The sequence below is a fragment of the Kitasatospora sp. NPDC017646 genome, assembly GCF_044329365.1.
Taxonomy (GTDB): Bacteria; Actinomycetota; Actinomycetes; order Streptomycetales; family Streptomycetaceae; genus Kitasatospora.
This window is the reverse complement of the sequence record NZ_JBIRJC010000012.1, coordinates 128,259-143,687: the sequence shown is the minus strand read 5'-3', so window position 1 is coordinate 143,687 and position 15,429 is coordinate 128,259. Positions and strand designations below refer to the sequence as shown.

General features: G+C 71.2%; 16 protein-coding genes, 1 tRNA gene and 2 pseudogenes. 13 read left to right on the top strand and 6 right to left on the bottom strand.

What is annotated here, in order from left to right; translation table 11 throughout:
- The first annotated feature begins 78 nt into the window (after positions 1-78).
- Together ACH4J0_RS20690 and ACH4J0_RS20685 are read left to right on the top strand one after the other, a co-directional pair.
- Positions 79-267 (top strand): MerR family transcriptional regulator, encoded by a 189-nt coding sequence (locus ACH4J0_RS20690; RefSeq protein WP_396241992.1) that lies wholly within the window; start codon positions 79-81, stop codon positions 265-267.
- 208 nt (positions 268-475) lie between these two features.
- On the top strand, positions 476-1,222 hold the full coding sequence (locus ACH4J0_RS20685) for an MBL fold metallo-hydrolase (RefSeq protein ID WP_396241991.1): 747 nt from the start codon (positions 476-478) through the stop codon (positions 1,220-1,222).
- Here ACH4J0_RS20685 and ACH4J0_RS20680 read toward each other — a convergent pair.
- From ACH4J0_RS20680 to ACH4J0_RS20670, 3 genes are all read right to left on the bottom strand, one after another.
- A complete protein-coding gene (locus tag ACH4J0_RS20680) occupies positions 1,113-1,589 on the bottom strand; it encodes an LLM class flavin-dependent oxidoreductase (protein ID WP_396241990.1) in 477 nt (158 codons plus the stop codon). The genes ACH4J0_RS20685 and ACH4J0_RS20680 overlap by 110 nt on opposite strands.
- Before the next feature lie 70 nt (positions 1,590-1,659).
- Positions 1,660-2,937: a PTS transporter subunit EIIC gene (locus ACH4J0_RS20675; RefSeq protein ID WP_396241989.1), complete on the bottom strand. Its 1,278-nt coding sequence runs from the start codon at positions 2,935-2,937 to the stop codon at positions 1,660-1,662.
- 530 nt (positions 2,938-3,467) lie between these two features.
- Positions 3,468-4,757 carry a PTS transporter subunit EIIC gene (locus ACH4J0_RS20670; protein ID WP_396242064.1) on the bottom strand — a complete coding sequence of 430 codons (1,290 nt, stop codon included), beginning with the start codon at positions 4,755-4,757 and terminating at the stop codon, positions 3,468-3,470.
- 372 nt (positions 4,758-5,129) lie between these two features.
- On the opposite strand from ACH4J0_RS20670, the pseudogene ACH4J0_RS20665 reads away from it, so the two are divergent.
- The 4 genes and pseudogenes from ACH4J0_RS20665 to rdgB form a co-directional block, all read left to right on the top strand.
- A pseudogene (locus ACH4J0_RS20665) lies at positions 5,130-5,393 on the top strand (glucose PTS transporter subunit EIIB); the annotation flags it as partial.
- A 106-nt stretch (positions 5,394-5,499) separates the two neighbouring features.
- On the top strand, positions 5,500-6,225 hold the full coding sequence (gene rph / locus ACH4J0_RS20660; RefSeq protein ID WP_396241988.1) for a ribonuclease PH: 726 nt from the start codon (positions 5,500-5,502) through the stop codon (positions 6,223-6,225).
- 157 nt (positions 6,226-6,382) lie between these two features.
- On the top strand, positions 6,383-6,772 hold the full coding sequence (locus ACH4J0_RS20655) for a hypothetical protein (protein WP_396241987.1): 390 nt from the start codon (positions 6,383-6,385) through the stop codon (positions 6,770-6,772).
- A 31-nt stretch (positions 6,773-6,803) separates the two neighbouring features.
- Positions 6,804-7,409 carry an RdgB/HAM1 family non-canonical purine NTP pyrophosphatase gene (gene rdgB, locus ACH4J0_RS20650; RefSeq protein ID WP_396241986.1) on the top strand — a complete coding sequence of 202 codons (606 nt, stop codon included), beginning with the start codon at positions 6,804-6,806 and terminating at the stop codon, positions 7,407-7,409.
- A 66-nt stretch (positions 7,410-7,475) separates the two neighbouring features.
- On the opposite strand, the gene ACH4J0_RS20645 is transcribed toward rdgB, so the two are convergent.
- A tRNA-Leu gene (locus ACH4J0_RS20645) sits at positions 7,476-7,550 on the bottom strand.
- Positions 7,551-7,721: 171 nt separating this feature from the next.
- Between ACH4J0_RS20645 and ACH4J0_RS20640 the strand changes: the two are divergent.
- Positions 7,722-7,985: pseudogene (locus ACH4J0_RS20640) on the top strand (chitinase); the annotation flags it as partial.
- Here ACH4J0_RS20640 and bcp read toward each other — a convergent pair.
- Positions 7,984-8,457 carry a thioredoxin-dependent thiol peroxidase gene (bcp, locus tag ACH4J0_RS20635; protein WP_396241985.1) on the bottom strand — a complete coding sequence of 158 codons (474 nt, stop codon included), beginning with the start codon at positions 8,455-8,457 and terminating at the stop codon, positions 7,984-7,986. The pseudogene ACH4J0_RS20640 and the gene bcp sit on opposite strands and share 2 nt — an antisense overlap.
- A 156-nt stretch (positions 8,458-8,613) precedes the next feature.
- Between bcp and ACH4J0_RS20630 the strand changes: the two genes are divergently transcribed.
- The 4 genes from ACH4J0_RS20630 (at position 8,614) to ACH4J0_RS20615 (ending at position 10,985) form a co-directional block, all read left to right on the top strand.
- On the top strand, positions 8,614-8,955 hold the full coding sequence (locus ACH4J0_RS20630) for a DUF3618 domain-containing protein (protein ID WP_396241984.1): 342 nt from the start codon (positions 8,614-8,616) through the stop codon (positions 8,953-8,955).
- Between the two features lie 185 nt (positions 8,956-9,140).
- On the top strand, positions 9,141-9,443 hold the full coding sequence (locus ACH4J0_RS20625; protein ID WP_396242063.1) for a GroES family chaperonin: 303 nt from the start codon (positions 9,141-9,143) through the stop codon (positions 9,441-9,443).
- 132 nt (positions 9,444-9,575) lie between these two features.
- Positions 9,576-9,800, top strand: coding sequence for a hypothetical protein (locus tag ACH4J0_RS20620; protein ID WP_396241983.1), 225 nt, complete (start codon positions 9,576-9,578; stop codon positions 9,798-9,800).
- A gap of 9 nt (positions 9,801-9,809) precedes the next feature.
- On the top strand, positions 9,810-10,985 hold the full coding sequence (locus ACH4J0_RS20615) for a winged helix DNA-binding domain-containing protein (protein WP_396241982.1): 1,176 nt from the start codon (positions 9,810-9,812) through the stop codon (positions 10,983-10,985).
- Positions 10,986-11,088: 103 nt separating this feature from the next.
- Here ACH4J0_RS20615 and ACH4J0_RS20610 read toward each other — a convergent pair whose 3' ends face one another.
- Positions 11,089-13,410 (bottom strand): transglycosylase domain-containing protein, encoded by a 2,322-nt coding sequence (locus tag ACH4J0_RS20610; RefSeq protein WP_396241981.1) that lies wholly within the window; start codon positions 13,408-13,410, stop codon positions 11,089-11,091.
- Positions 13,411-13,690: 280 nt separating this feature from the next.
- Here ACH4J0_RS20610 and ACH4J0_RS20605 point away from each other — a divergent pair, with 280 nt between their 5' ends.
- Together ACH4J0_RS20605 and ACH4J0_RS20600 are read left to right on the top strand one after the other, a co-directional pair.
- Positions 13,691-14,575: an ABC transporter permease gene (locus ACH4J0_RS20605; RefSeq protein WP_396241980.1), complete on the top strand. Its 885-nt coding sequence runs from the start codon at positions 13,691-13,693 to the stop codon at positions 14,573-14,575.
- A complete protein-coding gene (locus ACH4J0_RS20600) occupies positions 14,568-15,410 on the top strand; it encodes an ABC transporter permease (protein WP_396241979.1) in 843 nt (280 codons plus the stop codon). The genes ACH4J0_RS20605 and ACH4J0_RS20600 overlap by 8 nt, the downstream gene beginning before the upstream one ends.
- The last annotated feature ends 19 nt before the right edge of the window (positions 15,411-15,429 follow it).

Here is a 15,429-nt window from a genome sequence, read left to right as displayed (position 1 = left end):
TTCTGTCGGCCGTGCCCCGGTGCGGCACGGACAGGCTGCCTCACGAACGTCCGCCCCCGTCCCCCCGGAGGTGCCCTCGTGAGGAACCGTGAACTCTGGTCGTACGCCGAGATCGCCCGGTACATCAACGTCCGGCCCGATACCGTCCGCACCTACCGGCGGCACGGGCTGCTGCCCGACCCGGACGTGACCGACGGCAGCGGACACCCCCGCTGGTACCCCGGGACCGTCCGCGCCTGGGCCCGCAACCGCCCCCGGCACCGCTGAACCCGCCGTGCCGCCCCCGCCCCGCGGTCTGGGTGATTCCAGCCACAGCCCGGCACGGGGACGGGGGCAAAGTGCCGCTCCGCCCTTACCCTCGACACACCAACGCAGTGCTACCGGCCGGTCCACCGGCCCGGCCTGCCGTTTTCCATGCTGTTTTCCATGCCGTTTTCCAGCAGCAGCCGGGACGTGTCGGGGCGGAGGGGCTCGGATGAAACTGACCGTGGTGGGGTGCTCGGGGAGCTTCCCGTCCGCCGACTCGCCGTGCTCCAGCTACCTGGTCGAGGCCGACGGCTACCGGGTCGTGCTGGACCTCGGCAACGGCGCCCTCGGCGCGCTGCAGAAGTACACCAGCCTCTACGAGGTCGACGCCGTCCTGCTCAGCCACCTGCACGCGGACCACTGCGTCGACCTGTGCGCCTACTGGGTCGCCCGCAACTACCGCGCCGAGGGCTGCCCCGACCTGCTGCCGGTGTACGGCCCGGCCGGCACCGCCGAGCGGCTCGCCCGCGCGTACGACATGCCGGAGAACCCCGGAATGAAGGAGGTGTTCGAGTTCCGCACGATCACCCCGGGCAGCTTCGGACTCGGTCCGTTCCGGGTCTCCGTCGCACAGGTCAACCACCCCGTCGACGCGTTCGCCTTCCGGCTGGAGCACGGCGGCCGCTCGCTGGTCTACTCCGGCGACACCGGCGAGAGCCCCGAGTTGGTGGAACTCGCCCGCGACACCGACCTGTTCCTCTGCGAGGCCGCGTACCTGGACGGCCGCGACACGTACCAGGCCGTCCACCTCAACGGCCGGGAGGCCGGCGAGCACGCCACCGCCGCCGGGGCCCGCCGGCTCGTCCTCACCCACATCCCGCCGTGGACGGACGCGGAGCGCAACCGCCGTGACGCGGCCGCCACCTACGCCGGCCCGGTCGAACTGGCCCGGGCCGGCGCGGTGTACGAGGTCTGACCGGGCTCGGCAAGGTGGCGGAGGGCATGATCTTCAGCTCGTCCGGCTCGCGCCCGTGGCCGGCCAACCGGCCCTTGACGTCGGCGTGGAAGGCCCGGCCGGCCTCGAAGTCGGAGTGCCGCCTGAAGGCGACGTCGGCGGTGGCGGCGGCGAACTCCCGTCCCTCGGCGGAGTCTCCGGCCTGGACGACCACCGGGTGGCCCTGCGGCGGCCGGGGCAGCGAGAGCCGGCCCCCGACCTCGAACTGCGGGCCGCGGTGCCGTACGGATTCCTCCCCCACAACTCCCGTGCCAGCTGGACGGATTCGGCGGGCCCGGGTGTAGCGGTCGGCGCGGTTCGTCAACCGCCGTCCGCGGGTGCCGGACACGCCGAAGGCCCCGCCCTGCCGCCGGGGGGAGCGGCGGTGGGCGGGGCCTTCGGAGCGGCCGGGAGGAGCGTCAGGCCTTGGTGACGTCCTCGATCTCGTCGTCGTCCTCGCGACCGGGGGTCTTGAGGTTGAACTTGGTGATCGCGAAGCGGAACACGGAGTAGTAGATCGCGGCGAAGACCAGGCCGATCGGAATGATCAACCACGGGCTGGTGGCCTTGCTCCAGGCCAGCGCGTAGTCGATCAGGCCACCGGAGAAGGTGAAACCGTCGTGCACGCCGAGCGCCCAGGTGACGGCCATCGAGACGGCGGTCAGCACCGCGTGGATGACGTACAGCAGCGGGGCGATGAAGACGAAGGAGAACTCGATCGGCTCGGTGACGCCGGTGACGAAGGAGGTCAGGGCCAGCGACACCATCATGCCGGTGACGGCCTTGCGGCGGTGGGCCTTGGCGGAGTGGGCGATCGCCAGCGCGGCGGCGGGCAGCGCGAACATCATGATCGGGTAGAAGCCCGACATGAACTGCCCGGCGGTCGGGTCACCGGCGAAGAAGCGGTGCAGGTCACCGTGGACGACGACACCGTCGGGGCCGGTGAAGTCACCGGTCTGGAACCAGGCGAAGGAGTTCACGAACTGGTGCATGCCGACCGGCAGCAGAGCACGGTTGACCAGGCCGAAGGCGCCCGCACCGAACGCGCCGGCGCCGATCAGGGTGTCGTTCAGGCTCTTGATGGCGTCGCCGACCGGGCCCCAGGTCAGGGCGAAGAGCACACCGACGGCGGTGCCGACGAAGGCCATGATGATCGGGACCAGGCGCCGGCCGTTGAAGAAGCCGAGCCAGTCCACCAGCTTGGTGCGGTGGTACTTCTGCCACAGCACGGCGGCCAGCAGGCCGATCACGATGCCGCCGAGCACGCCCGGGTCCTGGTAGACCGGCTCGACCCACTTGCCGTCGGCGATGTGACCCTCGGTGACCGGGAAGGCGGTGAGCACCTTCTGGTACACCAGGAAGCCGACCAGTGCGGCGAGCGCGGTGGAGCCGTCCGCCTTCTTGGCGAAGCCGATCGCGATGCCCACCGCGAACAGCATCGGCAGGGCGCCGAAGACCCCGTTGCCGGCGGCGGCGAAGACCGAGGCGACCTTGTCCCAGCCGAGGCCGTCCTTGCCGAACACGTCGTCCTGGCCGAGGCGCATCAGGAGACCGGCGGCGGGGAGCACCGCGATCGGCAGCTGGAGGCTGCGGCCGATCTTCTGCAGACCCTGGAGGACGTTCTGACCGAACTTCTTGGCGGGGCTTGGCGAGGCCGGAGCCGTGGCGGGCGCCGGTGCCTGCGCAGACTGACTCATGGGGGTGGGTTCCTAACGGCATGGCGGTCGGTCGGGGGAAGGCACAGGAGGCCGAACCGCGAACTGGTCTACACCACACGTGGTGTAGACCAGTTTTGTAGCACGGGTGGAGAAGTCAAGGAACCCCGGATAGCGCTGCCACCGGGAAGCGCTATGAAATCGAAACCTAGTCGCGGAACGGCGATCATGATTTCAGTCGCGATTGTGATTTTGGCTATTTACGCAACAAAAAGCGCGCAGCCCGTGCGGCGCCCGGGTCGGGGCGCGGTCGCGGGGTCCGGTCCCGGACGACCGGCCGCTTCCCGGTGTCCGCGGCGGCTGCTGAGAGTGACCGGAGGGTCGCGGACGAGCCGGTGGGACGTCAGCCGCCCGCGGTCGGCACCTGTCCGGACCGCCCCGGGCCGGGCGGATCGCAGCCGAATTATCTTTTTCGATCGGCATCGTGCCGGGAATTCCACCCTTTCCCGAAATGCTGGAGGCCCCGGACCGGCGGGTCCGAGGGCCATTGCGGGCGACGCCCGCGGTGATGTTCAGACCCTGGTGACGTCCTCCACTTCCGCCTCGTCCTCGCGCCCCGGGGTTTTCAGGTCGAATTTGACGATGATGAAGCGGAAGAGCGCGTAGTACACCACGGCGAAGCAGAGTCCGATGACGATGATCAGCCACGGTTTGGTGGCCAGTCCCCAGTTGATGACGTAGTCGATCAGGCCGGCCGAGAAACTGAAGCCGTCGTGCACCCCCAGTCCCCAGGTGACCGCCATCGAGGCGCCGGTGAGCAGCGCGTGCACGGCGAACAGGGCCGGGGCGATGTAGGCGAAGGAGTACTCGATCGGCTCGGTGACGCCGGTGACGAAGGAGGTCAGGCCGACCGAGAGCATCAGACCGTAGATCTCCTTGCGGCGGTGGGGTTTGGCCGAGTGGGCGATCGCGAGTGCCGCGGCGGGCAGCGCGAACATCATGATCGGGAAGAATCCGGACTGGAACTGGCCGGCCGTCGGGTCACCCGCCAGGAAACGCGGGATGTCGCCGTGCACGATGGTGCCGTCGGCCTTCGTGAACTCGCCGAACTGGAACCAGACGAAGGTGTTCAGCAGCTGGTGCATACCGATCAGCAGCAGTGCGCGGTTGAAGACGCCGAAGATGCCCGCTCCGCCCGCGCCGAGATCGGCGAGGGTCTGCGAGAAGTCGTTCAGGCCGCGGCCGATCGGCGGCCACACCCACAGCGCGACGACGGCGGTCAGCATGCCGACCAGGGCGGTGATCATCGGGACCAGGCGGCGGCCGTTGAAGAAGCCGAGCCAGTCGACCAGTCTGGTGCGGTGGTACCGCACCCACAGCCAGGCCGACATCAGGCCGATCAGGATGCCGCCGAGCACCCCGGGGTTCTGGTAGGTCGCGGCGGCCGCCTTCGCCGAGGTGTAGTCCACGCACTGGTCGCTCACCAGCACCGTCGGCGGCTTGCAGCTCTCCGGGAAGGCGTGCAGGACCCGGTAGTAGACGAGGAAGCCGACCACGGCCGCCAGCGCCGTCGAGCCGTCCGCCTTCCTGGCCATGCCGATCGCCACCCCGACGCAGAACAGCATCGGCAGGCCGAGCGCGGAGTCGAGCAGGGCGCCGCCGGCCGCCGCGAACACCCTGGCGACGTCCGTCCAGCCCAGACCGTCCCTGCCGAAGACGTCCGGCTGGCCGAGCCGGTTGAGGATGCCCGCCGCGGGGAGCACCGCGACCGGCAGCTGCAACGAGCGGCCCATCTTCTGGAGCCCGCCGTAGAAGCTGTGCCACCTCGTGGTCCGCGGGGCCGTGGCGCCTGCCGAACTCATCATCCGCCCTCCGAGCGCAGTTGCCGTCGGGACACCCTGTGCGGGACCCTCGGGCGGGGCCCGGGAACAGCCGGGGTCCTTCCCGCGTTCGTCGGAGTACACATATATTGGTGTAGACCACTTTGGGACGCAGGCCGGACACCGGGACGCGAGCCCCGCTGATCGTCATCCTCGGGCGGCGGTCCGGAGCCTGCGCGCCGGAATGGGCCAAAAGTGGACTAACGTGGCAGACCGGACCGGCTCGGGTCATGCTGGTCGCGCGCCGCCCGGCAGCGTGACCGCAGCTGAACCCGCGTCAGCCACCGGCAACGGACCTCACCACCCGACGGTCGAGGACCCAGCACAGCGCAGGACGGCACCCGGCAAAGCCGCCGAAGGGCCGAAACAGAGGGAGAGAACCAGATGGCCAGCAAGGCTGAGAAGATCGTCGCCGGTCTGGGCGGCATCGACAACATCGAAGAGGTCGAAGGCTGCATCACCCGCCTGCGCACCGAGGTCAAGGACGCCTCCCTGGTCGACGAGGTCGCCCTCAAGGCCGCCGGCGCCCACGGCGTCGTCAAGATGGGCACCGCGATCCAGGTCGTCATCGGCACCGACGCCGACCCCATCGCCGCCGACATCGAAGACATGATGTGAGCTGAGCCACCCAGGCCCCACCACCACGGCCCGCCGACCCGCTCACGAGCACGGCGGGCCGAGGCGTGTCCAGGGCCATGAGGCCAAGCGGCTACGCTCAGTGGCTATGTCACGCATCGACGGCCGCACCCCCGACCAGCTCCGCCCCATCACCATCGAGCGGGGCTGGAGCAAGCACGCCGAAGGCTCCGTCCTCATCTCCTACGGCGACACCAAGGTGCTGTGCACCGCCAGCGTCACCGAAGGCGTCCCGCGCTGGCGCAAGGGCAGCGGCGAAGGCTGGGTCACCGCCGAATACTCCATGCTCCCCCGCGCCACCAACACCCGCGGCGACCGCGAAGCCGTCAAGGGCCGCATCGGCGGCCGCACCCACGAGATCAGCCGACTCATCGGCCGCTCCCTGCGCGCCGTCGTCGACCACCGCGCCCTCGCCGAGAACACCATCGTCCTCGACTGCGACGTCCTCCAGGCCGACGGCGGCACCCGCACCGCCGCCATCACCGGCGCCTACGTCGCCCTCGTCGACGCCGTCTCCTGGGCCCGCGACCGCAAACTGCTCCGCGCCAAGGGCCAGCCCATCACCGGCGGCGTCAGCGCCGTCAGCGTCGGCATCATCGACGGCACCCCCATGCTCGACCTCCAGTACGAGGAAGACGTGCGCGCCGAAACCGACATGAACATCGTCTGCACCTCCGACGGCCGCTTCGTCGAGGTCCAGGGCACCGCCGAAGGCGCCCCCTTCGACCGCGGCCTCCTCGACCAGCTGCTCGACCTCGGCACCCTCGGCTGCGCCGAACTCGACGAGATCCAGCGCAAGGCACTCGAAGGCTGAACCGCCCCGGGGCGTGAAGCGCACTCGCGCACGCGTACGGCCTCCTGTACAGGCGCCACCCCCAGACCGTACGGTTCCCGCAGCAGTCCCGCTGCGGGAACCGCGCCGCCCGCGGCACGCGTCCCCGCCAAGGAACCCGCGCCACCAGGAGGACCGGATGCAGTCCAGCATCGCCCGCCCCGCCGCCCTCGCCGTGGCCGGACTGATCGCCATCCTCCCGCTCAGCATGGTCAGCTGCTCCGCAGCCCAGAAAGCCATCGACTGCGGCAACACCGCCGTCAAGGTCACCGGCGACATCGCCGACCTCACCAAGGCCTACGACAACTCCAGCAACGACTCGGCCGCCGCCGGCAAGGCGCTCCGGAAACTCAAGGGCGACCTCGACCAGATCGGCAAGAACTCCAGGAACACCGACGTCGCCAAGGCCGTGACCGACCTCCAGAAGCAGGCCGACAAGGTCCAGCAGGCCGTCGACAACAAGCAGGCCCCCGACCTCAAGCCCCTCGGCGACGCCGCGGGCAACCTCACCTCGGTCTGCACCGGCTGATCGGCTCCGTCCTCTCGGTAGGGTGGGCGATATGTCCACCCGTCTGATCCTCGCCACCCGCAACCAGCACAAGGTCGCCGAGCTGCGCGCCATCCTCATCGACGCCGGCCTCGACGTCGAACTCGTCGGCGCCGATGCCTATCCCGAGATCCCGGACGTCCCCGAGACCGGCGTCACCTTCGCCGAGAACGCCCTCCTCAAGGCCCACGCCCTCGCCCGGGCCACCGGCCTGCCCGCCGTCGCCGACGACTCCGGCCTCTGCGTGGACGTCCTGGGCGGCGCACCCGGCGTCTTCTCCGCCCGCTGGTCCGGCAAGCACGGCGACGACCTCGCCAACCTGGAGCTGCTGCTCGCCCAGCTCTCCGACATCGCCGAGCCCCACCGCGGCGCCCACTTCTTCTGCGCCGCTGCCTTCGCCCTGCCGGACGGCACCGAACGCGTCGTCGAGGGCCGCCTCCTCGGCACCCTGCGCACCGCCCCGGTGGGCGACGGCGGCTTCGGCTACGACCCGATCCTCCAGCCCATCGGCGAGACGCGCACCTGCGCGGAACTGACGGCGGACGAGAAGAACGCCATCAGCCACCGCGGCCAGGCCTTCCGGGCCCTGGCTCCGGTGGTCAAGGACCTCATCGGCTGACGGGCCGGAGGAACGATGAAGGCCCGCTTCCCTTCGAATCGAAGGGAAGCGGGCCATTTCGATCGGTACGCCCGGTGGGACTCGAACCCACGACACTGCGGACCTAAACCGCATCTCTCTCGCCAGCTGGAGTACGGGCGCACGTCAGAGCAAGCGTACCGGCAGACGAAGCCTGCTGCGGTCGCTTTCTAGAAATCGGACCAGCTGCGCGGCGACGTCCGCCCGGGTCCCGGTGCGGTTCCTGCTCCGGCCGCAGTGGGTCGCAGTGATGGAGTGGCAGTTGGGGCAGGGCAACCCGGGGTTTGGGAAGTGTTTGCCAACGTCGGCGGTGACAACAAGCTCTCGGTCGGTACGGACGGCCCGACCGACGAGGCCACCGGGATCTCCTTCCCGCGGGTGCCGGGCGCGGAGCTGGATCCGGCGCTGCCGTACAAGGGCCACTTCAATCTGCTGACGAAGTTCAAGAAGCAGTACCCGAACGTCAAGGCCCTGATCTCGGTGGGCGGTTGGACCGAGACCGGCGGCTGCTTCGGGGACGACGGCAAGCGCGTCGACTCCGGCGGCTTCTACTCGGTCAGGCCTCGACCTTGAGGTCGCGCAGCAGCTTGGCGACGTGCCCGGTGGCCTTGACGTTGTACAGCGCGCGCTCGACCTTGCCCTGCTCGTCGACGACGATCGTGGAGCGGATCACGCCCTGGTAGGTGCGGCCGTAGTTCTGCTTCTCGCCGTAGGCGGCGTACGCCTCCAGCACCTCGTGCTCCGGGTCGGAGAGCAGGGTGACCTTGAGGTCCTCCTTCTCGCGGAACTTGCCGAGCTTCTCCGGCTGGTCGGGGGAGATGCCGATGACGTCGTAGCCGGCGCCCGCGAAGACCTCCAGGTTGTCGGTGAAGTCGCAGGCCTGCTTGGTGCAGCCGGGGGTGAGGGCGGCCGGGTAGAAGTAGACGATGACCTTGCGGCCCCGGTGGTCGGCGAGGGAGACCTGGTTGCCGTCGGCGTCGGACAGGCTGAAGGCGGGTGCGGTGTCGCCGGGCTGGAGGCGCTCAGTCACGGTCGTACTCTCCTGGAGGCTGGGACGGGCGGTCGTACCACGGCCAACTTACCCCCGTTGGTGGGTGGGGCCGCGCGTGCGTGCCCGGCAGCTGACAGACTGGGCTGGTCGCACAGGACGACAGGACGACATCGGCAAGTGAATGGGGTGGCCCGAGTGGGCGGTGCGAGCACGCAGGACAAGCCGGAGCGGACGGCTGCGCAGATCGAGGCGGACATCGAGCGCACCCGCGACCGGCTCGCGGCGAACCTGGACGAGCTGGCCGTGCGGGTCCACCCGAGCACCATCTCCGCCCAGGTCAAGGCCAAGGCGATGGCCACCGTCGAGGAGAAGACGGCCAAGGCGTACGTGGCCGCGAACGGCGTGGTCGACAAGGTCAAGGCGCAGTTCGTGGACGAGAAGGGGCAGCCGCGCAAGGAGCGGATCGTCCCGGCGGCGCTGCTCGGCGTCGGCCTGGTGCTGCTGATCGCTGCGTCCCGGAAGCGCCGCAAGGACTGAGTCGTGCTCCCGGAGGACCGGACCGCCGTGGCGGGCCGGTCCTTCCGCATGCCGGGCCAGCGTCACGCCCGGCGCTCCGGGGCGGTACCTTCGGGATCGTGAGTACGAACGACAACCCGACGCATTCCGACCACGGACACGACTCGACGCGGCACGACCGGCTGGGCGAGAAGCTGCCGATCAGGATGCTGCACGACCGCGTGCTGGTGCGCATCGAGGGCAGTGAGGGCGAGCGCCGCTCGACCGGCGGCATCCTGATCCCGGCGACCGCGGAGCTGTCCAAGCGCTGTACCTGGGCGGAGGCCGTGGCAGTGGGCCAGAGCGTGCGCTCGGTGGAGCCGGGTGACCGGGTGCTGTACGACCCGGAGGACAAGCTGGAGGTCGAGGTGCGCGGCGCCACGTACGTGCTGCTGCGCGAGCGCGACCTGCACGCGGTGGCGGCGGCCCGGTTCGGGGACACCGAGGGGTCGACCGGCCTGTACCTGTGACCGTGCCGCGGTTTCGGCCGCGGTGGTTCCGAGAGGCGGGTCCGTCGGCCGGGGCGCGGCCGGCGGACCCGTTCGCCGTGGTCAGGCCAGCAGGGTGCCGCCGTCGACGGTGATCACCGTGCCGGTGGCGAAATGGCGGCGGGGGAGGGGACGGTGGTGCTGCCGTCGTCGGTGTCGGCGTTCTACACCCGTGCGGACGTGGTGCACGTGCCGGTCTCGGACGTCGCGCCGAACCGGGTGGGGCTGGTCTGGGCGGCCGGGCGGGAGGCTCCGTTGCTGGCCGAGTTCGCCGGGTTGGCGGCGGAGCGGGTGGACGGCGGGCGGTGGTCCTCCCGGTTCGTCGGTGGCAGCGGCTAGGGTCCGGGCATGAGTGTCCCGGTGATCGGTGATGGGGAGCGGCGGGCCCGGTTGGGGCGTCGGCAGCTGTTGGCGTCCTCGGTGCGGGCGGCGCGGGTGGAGGACGCGGCCGACGCGGTGGTCGGTCTGCACGCGACGGACGCGGCGACGGTGTACCTGTCGGCCTGCGCGCGGTTGGCGGTGCCTGCGGCGGCTGAGGTGGACCGGGCGCTGTACGAGGACGTCTCGCTGGTGAAGCTGCTGTCGATGCGGCGGACGCTTTTCGCGGTGACGGAGGGCATGGCCCCGTACGTGAGTGCGGCGGCGGCGCGGGCGATCGCGGCGAAGGAGCGGGCGACGCTGATGAAGCACCTGCGGGACCACGCCGAGGGCTGGGACGCTGCGCGGCTGGCGGTGACGGAGCGCGAGGTGCTGGCCGCACTGGCTGTGCGCGGGGAGGCGACGACCGGTGAACTCGCCGAGGACGTGCCCCAGTTGCGCGAGACGATGCTGATGTCGGCGGGCAAGGCGTACGAGGCGAGGCAGAGTGTGGGCAGTCGGCTGCTGCGGTTGCTGGCCTCGGACGGGCACGTGCGCCGGTGCCGTCCGCGGGGGTCCTGGCTGAGCAGCAGCTATCCGTGGGCGCTGGTGCCGCAGTGGCCGGAGGTGCCGGTGCGGGAGGCGAAGGCGGAGGTGGTGCGGCGCTGGCTGGCGGCGTACGGTCCGGGCACGGTCGAGGACGTGAAGTGGTGGACGGGCTGGACGCTGGGGGACGTCCGTGCGGCGCTGGCGGACGTGGGGGCGCGGGGCGTGGCGCTGGCGGACGGCACGGCGGCCCTGGTGCTGCCGGGGGACGAGGGGCCGGTGGAGGCCCCGGAGCCGTGGGCGGCGTTGTTGCCGGCGCTGGATCCGGCGGTGATGGGTTGGCGCGGGCGGGACTGGTACCTGCGGCCGGTGGACGTCCCGGCGCTGTTCGACCGGGCGGGCAATGCCGGGCCGACGGTGTGGTGGTGCGGCGAGGTGGTCGGCGGTTGGGCGCAGCGGGCGGACGGCGAGGTGGTGTGGCGGCTGTTCCGGGACGTCGGGGGCGAGGCTGAGCGGGCGGTCGCGGCGGAGGCGGGGCGGTTGGCGGGGTGGTTGGGGGAGGTGCGGGTGACGCCGCGGTTCCGGACGCCGTTGGAGCGGGAGTTGGTGGCCAAGGGGTAGTGCGCAGGGTCCGTCGGTGGGCTCGGTGGGCTCGGTGGGCTCGGTGGGCTCGGCTGGTTCGCCGGACCCACCAGGCTTGCCGGACCGGCCGGACCGGCCGTGCTCAGCGGGCCGGGGCCGGGGCGACCGCCGTGCCGGTGGGTCCGGCGGTGGCGGTGGGCGGGTCGCTGGGCCGGGCGGGCCGGGTCTGGGTGGGCCGGCTGCTGGGGGTGGGCTGGTCCTGGCTGGGGGTGGGCTGGGGGTTCTGCGGGCTGGGGACGCCGGGGTCGGGGCGGGGGCCGGGCTGGTCGGTGGCGGGTGCGCTGGGGGCGTGGCTGGGGGTGGTGACGGGGGCGCCGGTGGTGGCGGAGCTGGGGGTTGCGCTGGGGGAGCCGTTGGTGGGGGCGCCGGTGGTGGGCCAGCTGTCGGGGCCGGGGTCGCCGTGGCCGGTCTGCAGGTCGAACTGCTGGGTGGGGGTGCCGCCGAGCGCAGCGGTCATGTAGTCGGTCCAGATCTTGGTGGGGAAGGCGCCGCCGTTGATCCGGGTGAGGCCGGCGGTGCCGGCCAGCGGTTCCTTGGCGTGGTTCTTCGGGTTCTCCCGGAACAGTCCGACGGTGGTGGTGAGTTCGGGGGTGTAGCCGGCGAACCAGGCGGACAGGTTGGCGTCGGTGGTGCCGGTCTTGCCGGCGGCGGGGCGGCCGAGGTCGAGGGCGGCGGCGCCGGTGCCGCGCGGGCTGACGACGCCGCGCAGGACGTCGGTGACGGAGTCGGCGACGGTGCGGCCGATGGCGTCGGTGGCCTTGTGGTCGGGCATCTTGGGGACGTCGACGGCGCCGCCGGGGTTGACCCGTTCGAGCTTCTGGACGGACCAGGGGGTGTGGGCCTGGCCGTGGTTGGCGAGGGTGGCGTAGGCGCCGGCCAGGTCGAGGGCGCTGGGGGTGGCGGTGCCGAGGGTCATCGAGGTGTTGGCCGGGTCCATGCCGCGGACGCTGTCGGGGATGCCGAGTCTGATGGCGGTGTCCCGGACGCGGGCGAGCCCGGCGTCCACGCCTTCCTGGGCGTACACGGAGTTGACGGACTTGGCCATGGCGTAGCGCAGGGTGATGTTGCCGTAGTCGATGTCGTCCTCGTTGGGGGGCGCGTACGGGGTGGGGCCGCCGGTGACGGGGCGTTCGCTGGTGCCGTCGTAGCGGGTTTCGGTGGTGATGGGGCGGCCGTCGACGGTGTGCTGGGCGATCAGGCCGGCGGCGAGGTCGATCGGTTTGAAGGTGGAGCCGATCTGGTTGTCCTGGCGCAGGGCGTCGTTGAACGGCTGCTTGGCGTAGTCGGGACCGCCGTAGACGGCGACGACGCGGCCGGTGGCGGGTTCGACGGAGGCGCCGGCGACCCGGACGTCGGTGTCGGTGGTGGGGCGGGCCTTGGGGTCGAGCTCGCCGGTGAGTTCGTCCTGGACGGCCTTGACGAAGGCGTCCTGCCGGGGCTTCTCGAAGGTGGTGGTGATCCGCCAGCCGCCGGCCTTGAGGGTGGCGGCGTCGATGGTGCCGGAGGAGATGAGGTAGTCGTCGGCGACGCCGACGAGGTAGCCGGCCTGGCCGGCGAGGCCGGTGGCGGGCTGGGGGTCGATGGGGTCGGGGAAGGTGGTGGCGTTGCGGTCGGCGGTGGTGAGGAAGCCGAGTTGGACCATGCCGTCGAGGGCGTAGTTCCAGCGGGCGATGGCCTTCTCGCGGTTGGCGGGGGTGGCGGTCCTGACGTCGTAGAGGCTGGGGGCCTGGAGCAGGGAGGCGAGGTAGGCGCCCTGGCCGAGGGTGAGTTGGGAGGCGTCGACGCCGTAGTAGGCGTGGGCGGCGCTCTGGACGCCGTAGGCGCCGCGGCCGAAGTAGCTGCTGTTGAGGTAGCCGGCGAGGATGTCCTTCTTGTCGCGCTGCTGGTCGACCTTGAGGGCGATGAAGAGTTCGCGGCCCTTGCGTTCGAAGGTCTGGTCCTGGGTCAGGTAGTAGTTCTTGACGTACTGCTGGGTGATGGTGGAACCGCCCTGCATGCCCTTGCCCAGCAGGGTGTTCCAGCCGGCCCGGAGCATGCCCTTCAGGTCGATGCCGCGGTTCTGGTAGAAGGTGCGGTCCTCGGCGGAGACGACGGCCTGCTGGGTCTGCAGCGGGATCTGGTCGATGGTGACGTCGGTGCGGTTGACGGCGCCGGTGCGGGCGATCTCGGTGGTGCCGTCGGCGTAGAGGTAGATGTTGTTCTGGGCGACGGCGTGGGCGTTCGGGTCGGGGACCGGGACGATGACGTAGAGCACGGCGAAGGCGCCGACGGCGAGCAGCAGCAGCGCGGTGAGGGTGCCGAGGGTGACCCGCCAGGTGGGCAGCAGCCGGCGCCAGAGGGGGAGGGCGCGGCGGGCTTCGCGGCGGGCGGCCCGTTTGGCCTGGCGTCGGGTGCTGGAGGTCATGACGGGATTATCTGCTATTTGACGTGAGATCAGCGGCGACCAGTGGCTTGAGGTGCGCGGTTGTGCGAGCGGTGTCGTGCGTCCCGGGGTGCGTCGGAAAACCGGGTGCGGGCGGTGGGGCCCGGCGGTACGGTGAAAGGTGCAAATCGCATAGCGCACCGACTTCTGACAGCTCCGCCCGCCCGCCCGGTACCCCCGGGTACGGCCGGTCGGAGCCGCTGGGGTGTGCGCGGACGTCTGCGGGCAGCCGCCTGCCCATATTTGTCGACAAGGAGACAATATGTCGAACGCTGCGCTGGTCGGGGCGAGGCCCCCTGATACCTCCAACCGGTCCGGCCCCGGGACCGCCTCCGGCGGATCCGCCGCCGGGCTGTACGCCGCCGTCGCCCGCGGCGCCTTCCGCCGCTACTCCACCTACCGGGCCGCCACCCTGGCCGGCACGTTCACCAACACCGTCTTCGGCATCATCCTGGCCTCCTCCTTCCTCGCCCTCTGGCAGGCCCGCCCCGGCCTCGGCGGTTACGACCAGGGCCAGGCCGTCACCTACATCTGGGTCAGCCAGGGCCTGCTGGTCACCGTCGCCGTCTGGGGCGGGGGCTTCCAGGACGACGTCCAGGACCGCTTCCGCAGCGGCGACATCGCCGTCGACCTCTACCGGCCGGTCGACTTCCAGGGCTGGTGGCTGGCTACCGACCTGGGCCGGGCCGGCTTCCAGGCGCTGGTCCGCGGCACCGTGCCGATGCTGGTGGGCGCGCTGGTGTTCCGCACCCGGATGCCCGAGCACCCGCTGACCTGGGTGTTCTTCCTGCTCTCCGTCCTGCTCGCGGTGCTGGTCAGTTTCGGGCTGCGGTTCCTGGTCTCGATCACCGGCTTCTGGCTGCACGACTCGGAGGGGGTGCGCGCGGTGATGCTGGTGGTCTCGATGTTCTTCTCCGGGATGCTGCTGCCGATCGCGCTCTTCCCCGGATGGCTCGGCGACCTCGCCCCGCTGCTGCCCTGGGCGGCGCTGGTCAAGGTGCCCACCGACGTCTTCCTGGAGCGGGCGGGCGGCGCCGGGCTGCTCCCCGCGCTGGGTTTCCAGCTGGGCTGGGCGGCCGTGCTGCTCCTCGCCGGCCGGGGCGCGCAGTGGCTGGCGACCCGGAAGGTGGTGGTGCAGGGTGGCTGAGCCCCTCACCGCCGAGCCGTTCCTTGCCCGGACGTCCTGGGCGGTCCGCTCCTGGTGGCTGTGCGCCCGGATGTGGATGCGCTCGATGATGGCCTACCGGGCCTCCTTCCTCCTGAACCTGCTGGCCAGCCTGGTCACCCACTCCCTCGACTTCGTGGTCCTGGTGATCATGTTCCGGCACACCGACCGGCTCGGCGGCTGGAGCCTGCCGGAGATCGCCTTCCTCTACGCCACCGCGACCTTCTCCCTCGGCACGGCCAACCTGCTGGTCGGCTCGGCCGACGGCCTCGGCGTGCGGATCATGTCCGGCTCCCTGGACACCATGCTGATCCGCCCCGCCCCCGCACTCTCCCAGCTGTGCGCCGAACGCTTCAGCCTGCGCCGGCTCGGGCGCCCGCTCCAGGCCCTGATCGTGCTCGCCTGGTCGCTGGCCGCCCTGGACGTCCACTGGACCTGGGACCGGGTGCTGCTGGTGCCCGTCCTGCTGGTGTGCGGCAGCGTCATCTTCGGCGCGGTCTACGTCGGCGGTGCCACCGTCCAGTTCTGGTGGGGCGAGTCCAAGGAGATCCAGAACTCCTTCACCTACGGCGGCGCGACCCTGCTCCACTACCCGCCGACCATCTTCGCCAAGGAACTGGTCGCCGGGGTGGTCTTCGGCGTCCCGCTGGCTTTCGTCAACTGGCTGCCCAGCCTGCGCATCCTCGACCGGCCCGACCCGCTCGGGCTGCCCACCGCCTTCCAGTACGCCTCCCCGGTCGCCGCCGCGCTGTGCGTCGCCGCCGCGGGGCTCGCCTGGCGGGCCGGACTGCGCGCCTACCGCGGCACCGGCAGCTGAACCCCCGTACTTCGTGAGG